Below are 5200 nucleotides of genomic sequence, written 5' to 3' on the forward strand. Positions count from 1 at the left end.
CGGCATACGGTCAGCTCAGAAAATGCTTGCCAAACAGCACGCGATTAGACGACCCATCGGCGCGAGCATGACCCCCGCGCCAAGCAGCAACGCCAGAACAACGAGCGGGTGAAGACGTGCCCCCGTCATGCGCGCGGCTCCTCGTGACGGGTGACCAGCCAGTATTGGAGAAGCGTGAGGGCGATGATCATCCCGAACAGCAGCTCGGCGATGGCGGTGGCATAGCCCAGCTCCCAACGCCCGAAGCTGACTTCGAAGATGTAGAGCACGATCGTCCGCGAGGCTCCGCCCGGGCCGCCGCCGGTCAGCAGCTGCGCCTGCCCGAACAGCTGCAACTGCGCCGCAGTCTGGAGCATGACCACCAGCAGCAGCGTGCGGCGGATCGCGGGGATGGTGATGCGTCGCAGCACCGTCCAGCGGCCCGCACCGTCGAGCGCGGCGGCCTCGTAGATGTCGCCCGGCACCTGCTGGAGCCCGGCGAGGATCAGCATGATCGGGAATCCGAGCGACCACCACAAAGTGGTGATCGCGATGGCTGGGATGACGAGATCGGGATCGGACAGGAACGGGATCGGGGCGCGGCCCGTGGCCTCCAGCCCCTCGGCGATCAGCCCAGCGTCGGGCGTCAGGATGAAGCGCCAGATCAGCGTGACGATGGTGACCGACAGCACCAGCGAGGAGAAGAACACGCCGCGCAAAACCGCCGCAAACCGGCCCGAGCGGTTCAATGCCAGCGCCAGCAGCAGTGCGATCACCGTCAGCGGCGGCACGATCAGCAGCGCCAGCAGCAAGGTGTTGCCGAAAGCCTGATGCAGCACCGGATCGCCCAGCGCCTCCGCATAGTTGCCGAGCCCGATCCACTCGCGCCGCCCGAAAAGGTCGGCGCGGTGGAGGCTGATGACCAGCCCCATGACGAGCGGCACCACCAGGATGGCGGCATAGACCAGCAGGACCGGCGCGACGAAAGCATAGCCGGCCAGCCGATCCCGTGCCGCGGCGTTCACGCGCGCGGCTCCGGATGATGCGCCGCGCCGCCCGCGGTGAAGATGTGCGCGGCCGCGGCATCGAGGTCGAGCGTCACCGTCTCGCCCGCTCGCACCGTGCCGAAGCCGGGCTCGAGCGCGACGATCTCCGCGCCGTCCGCGAGCCGGGCGTAGAGGAACGTGCGGTCGCCCAGCCGCTCGACCAGCTCGACCCGCGCCGCGAGCCCCGCCCCGCCCGGCGCGGCGAGGCGCACGTGCTCGGGCCGCAGGCCGACCTCGACCTCGGTTCCCGCGACCAGCTCGCCTGCAGGCACCGCGGTGGCGAGCACCGTCCCCTCGGCCAGCCGCACCTGCACGCGGCCGGACACGGCGCCCGCGATGGTCGCAGGCAGCATCGCCATCGGGGGCGAGCCGACGAAGCGCGCGACAAAGGCATTGGCGGGGCGCGCATAGACTTCCGCAGGCGTCCCGACCTGCTGGATGCAGCAATCGTCGAGGATCACGATGCGGTCGGCGAGGGTCATCGCCTCGGCCTGGTCGTGCGTCACCATGATCAGCGCCGCATCCACCCGATGGCGCAGCTGCGCCAGCTCCACCCGCGTGCGCCCGCGCAAGGCGGCATCGAGGTTCGACAGGGGCTCGTCGAGCAGAAACAGCCGCGGCTGCTTGACGATCGCGCGCCCGATCGCGACCCGCTGGCGCTGCCCGCCCGACATCTGCCCCGGCTTCTTGTCGAGCTGCTCCGCGATCTCGAGAATGTCTGCCGCCTGCGCGATCCGCCGCGCGATCTCGTCCTTGGCGACGCCCGCATTGCGCAGCCCGAAGGCCATGTTTTCGCGCACGGTCATGTGCGGGTAGAGCGCATAGTGCTGGAACACCATCGCGATCCCGCGGGCGCCGGGAGCGAGCCCGTCGATCCGCTCGCCATCGAGCCGCACCTCGCCGCTATCGAGGCTCTCCAGCCCGGCGATGATCCGCAGCAGGGTCGACTTGCCGCTGCCCGAAGGGCCGAGGAAGGCGATGAACTCGCGCGGCGCAATGTCCAGCGACACGCGGTCGAGCACAAGCGTCTCGCCGTAGGACTTGCAGACCGCGATCAGCTCCAGACCGGGCAAAAGCTCCCCCTCTCAATTATCATATTTATTGGACAATGATGCATCTGCCCGCGCAGGTCAACGCACCTGCGGTTTTTCAATAGGTCGCCGCCAGAAGCCCTTCGATAACATGGTGCTGAATTACCGGCTCGAGCCGTTCGACCACCCGTGCGGGCAAATGGTCGCGCACCTGCGGGGGGAGACTGGCGAGATAGGCGGCGGTCGCCTGAAGGTCGTGGTGTGCGCCGTTGGTGGCATCGGGCGTGTCGACCCCGATCACCAGCACCGGGCGCGGTTCGGCCGAGACATTGGCGGTGCCGCGATGCACTGTCAGCGCCGAGCGCGCCGCGATGTCGCCGCGTCTCGGGAGCTTTTTCACCGCGCGCGCCGCATAGCGCGGCCACAAGTCCGGCGGCGGGAACATGCCCTTGGCGCAGCCCTCGAACCTGTCCCATTGGGTGCCCGGAGCGATCTCGAAGGGGCCGTGTTCGGGGCGCGTGTCGACCGTGGTCAGATTGAAGGCGAGCGAATTGAGCCGGCGGCCGGCGGTGGTCGCCTCGGGCACGGCGAAATCGCGGTGCCAGGGCTGGTCGGCCGCGCCGGGGAAGGGGATGTCGAATCCGACCTCAATGATGCGGTAATCCTGCCCCAATACCGCCGTACAGACCGCGATGAACCACGGATGGGCCGCGATGGTTGCGAAGTCCGAAAGGCGCTCGGGCTGGATTTCGACATACCAGCGCTCCGGCCCGCGCGGCAGCACCCCGCCGGGCACGTCCTTCACCTCGGCGAAGATCGCCATGATCTCGGCATGCAGCCGGTCGGCGAGCGACGGATCGAACGCGCCTGCCAGAGCGATGATGCCCTCGCCGTAAATCCCGCCCATGATCGCCCCGGCCTCGTAGCATTCCGGATCATCGAAAGTGCTTGCCATTACCGCCTCTGAAATTATCATACAAATCAGATTTAGCAGCCGAGAACCGTCTTGGCGAGACCCTCCAGAGAGAATGCCCATGCACGATATCGCCTCTCCCGCCGACGCCGATCTCCTTGCGTCCTTCGCGGTCGAACCGGTTGCCGAAGGCATCGCCACGCGTTTCACCGTGACGCTGGGCGACAAGACCCACGCCTATCGCATCCCCACCGGCCAGCATAACCACTATGCGGTGTTCTTCAGCGAGCTCGCCCGCGATTTCGGGACGCGCTCGCCCGCCGGGCACAAGCCCGTGCCGATCGACGGGCCCGAGCCCGACTGGCGTCCGCTGATCCTCGACAACCTCAGCCCCCGCACGACAGCGGGATACGGCGATCCGGCGGTGCTCAAGACCGAGGAGGGCTACTGGCTGGTCGCCACCTCCAACGATGCGCCCGACGCCTTCCCGATCCTCCATTCGCACGATCTCGAGAGCTGGAGCCACAAGGGCTTCGTCTTCCCCGAGGGCGAGGCACCCGAATGGACCGCGCATGGCCGCTCGATCGGCGACTACTGGGCGCCCGAGATGGCGAAGGTCGGGGATGAATACTGGCTGGTCTACACCGCCCGTCAGCGCTCCAACGCGCTAGCCATCGGCCTTGCCAAGGCCCCGCACCCGACCGGCCCGTGGACCGATCTGGGCCACCCGCTGGTGGCCGGCTTCGCGATCAACACCACCAACTTCCCCGACGATCCGACCCAGCCGATGCTGAGCGGGGGCGTGATCGACAGCCACATCTTCATCGACGCGACCGGCGAGCGCTACCTGTTCTGGAAGCGCGACACCAACGGCGTCTGGCCGCGCCCGCTCGCCGGGCTGCTGCGCCGCCGCCCCGATCTCGTCGACCGGATCTTCACCGAGGAGGCCGACCGCCGCACCGCGCGCTTTTCCGCAGCGGTCCAGCCCTGGGCCAACACCCGTCGCCCGATGGAGCGCTTCTTCCTGATGCAGCCGATGATCGAGGCGGTGCTCGACAACTGGGAGCAGGTGAAATCCGTGCTCTCCGAGGTCGAGGAGGCCGCCTTCATCGTCGACGCGATGAGCACCCCGATCCATGCCCAGCGGCTGGACGAGGAGGGCAATCTCGTCGGCAGCGACACGATCGTGCTGACCAATGACCAGGAATGGGAAGGCCACCTCATCGAAGGCCCGTGGGTGACGCTCCAGGAGGGGCGTTACTGGATGTTCTATGCGGGCAACGACTTCGGCACGCCCGCCTACGGCATCGGCGTCGCGGTCGCCGACCATCCGCTGGGGCCTTACGTGAAGCAGGAGGGGCCGCTCCTGAAGTCGGTCAAGACCTGGTGGGCACCCGGCCACGCCTCGGTCGCACCGAGGCTCGACGACCGGCCGCAGCTGTTCTTCCACGCCTTCTTTCCCGGCACCGGTGGCTACAACTGCTTCCGCGCGCTGCTGACGACGAAACTGGAATTCTCGCAGGAGAAGGTCACGCTGTCCTGAGCGGGTCTGCGCCGCATCGGATATCGATGCTGGTCGGGATCGGGCTCGGCTGGAGATAGGGGCAGGGTCAGGGGCGCAGCCGCCCTGCGTCGCGCGCGGCGCGCAAGGCGAGGGCAAAAGCGCTGAGCCGATGGCGGAGACGGAGGGATTCGAACCCTCGGTACCCTGATAGAGTACGGTTCCTTAGCAGGGAACTGGTTTCAGCCACTCACCCACGTCTCCGGGCATCAGCTTGGGCTGCGAGGGCGGGGCTATAGTCGGGCATTGGGCCAGCGGCAAGGTGGCTTGGCGAAAAAACCGCAGCCGTGCCCGCAGCGCTGTGGTCCGCGCCGGTTCTGGCCGTGTTCAGGCACGCAGCGATAGCCCTGCCACGGTTCGTCGCAATTCGGATTCGCCTCGGCGACGGACGGTTGCCTCGCGCGGCGGATGCGATTCTTCTCCGATGCGCAGAAAACCGGGGCTGACACTGACATGCGAAAGGTCGCAAAATGAGCATGATGAACGCCCGCTTCCCCGATCTCGGCCGCCGCCTGGCGGGCTATGCGCTGGGGGCGCTCGCGGCCCTGTCCCTCGCCGCTCCGACGCTGGCGCAGGATCTCGAGACCGTCGATCCCGATGCGGCCTACAGCCAGCAGAACGGCGACATCGATGCCGACCTCGCCGCGCCCCAGGCCCCGCCGGCCACCAC

At 67.8% G+C, this 5200-nt stretch carries 4 protein-coding genes, 1 tRNA gene and 1 pseudogene; 2 read left to right on the top strand and 4 right to left on the bottom strand.

Going from position 1 to position 5200, the window contains the following annotated elements:
• Positions 1-125 precede the first annotated feature (125 nt).
• The 3 genes from AX692_RS00320 to AX692_RS00330 all read right to left on the bottom strand — a co-directional run bounded on the left by AX692_RS00320 (position 126) and on the right by AX692_RS00330 (position 3011).
• On the bottom strand, positions 126-1004 hold the full coding sequence (locus tag AX692_RS00320) for a carbohydrate ABC transporter permease (protein ID WP_073973321.1): 879 nt from the start codon (positions 1002-1004) through the stop codon (positions 126-128).
• Entirely contained in the window at positions 1001-2098 is a 1098-nt protein-coding gene (locus tag AX692_RS00325) for an ABC transporter ATP-binding protein (RefSeq protein ID WP_073973322.1), read from the bottom strand. The genes AX692_RS00320 and AX692_RS00325 overlap by 4 nt, the downstream gene beginning before the upstream one ends.
• A gap of 76 nt (positions 2099-2174) precedes the next feature.
• Positions 2175-3011 carry a phytanoyl-CoA dioxygenase family protein gene (locus AX692_RS00330; RefSeq protein ID WP_073973323.1) on the bottom strand — a complete coding sequence of 279 codons (837 nt, stop codon included), beginning with the start codon at positions 3009-3011 and terminating at the stop codon, positions 2175-2177.
• Positions 3012-3090: 79 nt separating this feature from the next.
• On the opposite strand from AX692_RS00330, the gene AX692_RS00335 reads away from it, so the two are divergent.
• Entirely contained in the window at positions 3091-4512 is a 1422-nt protein-coding gene (locus AX692_RS00335) for a family 43 glycosylhydrolase (protein ID WP_073977508.1), read from the top strand.
• Positions 4513-4643: 131 nt separating this feature from the next.
• Here the strand turns inward: AX692_RS00335 and AX692_RS00340 are convergent.
• Positions 4644-4734 (bottom strand) — tRNA-Ser (locus tag AX692_RS00340).
• Between the two features lie 266 nt (positions 4735-5000).
• Between AX692_RS00340 and AX692_RS00345 the strand changes: the two are divergent.
• Positions 5001-5200, top strand: a pseudogene (locus AX692_RS00345) (DUF1134 domain-containing protein); the annotation flags it as partial.

The organism is Erythrobacter donghaensis (genome assembly GCF_001557325.1).
GTDB lineage: Bacteria > Pseudomonadota > Alphaproteobacteria > Sphingomonadales > Sphingomonadaceae > Erythrobacter > Erythrobacter donghaensis_B.

Coding starts and splice junctions, on each gene's coding strand:
- AX692_RS00335 (WP_073977508.1), top strand. CDS start 3,091: ATGCACGATATCGCCTCTCCCGCCGACGCCGATCTCCTTGCGTCCTTC.
- AX692_RS00330 (WP_073973323.1), bottom strand. CDS start 3,011: ATGGCAAGCACTTTCGATGATCCGGAATGCTACGAGGCCGGGGCGATC.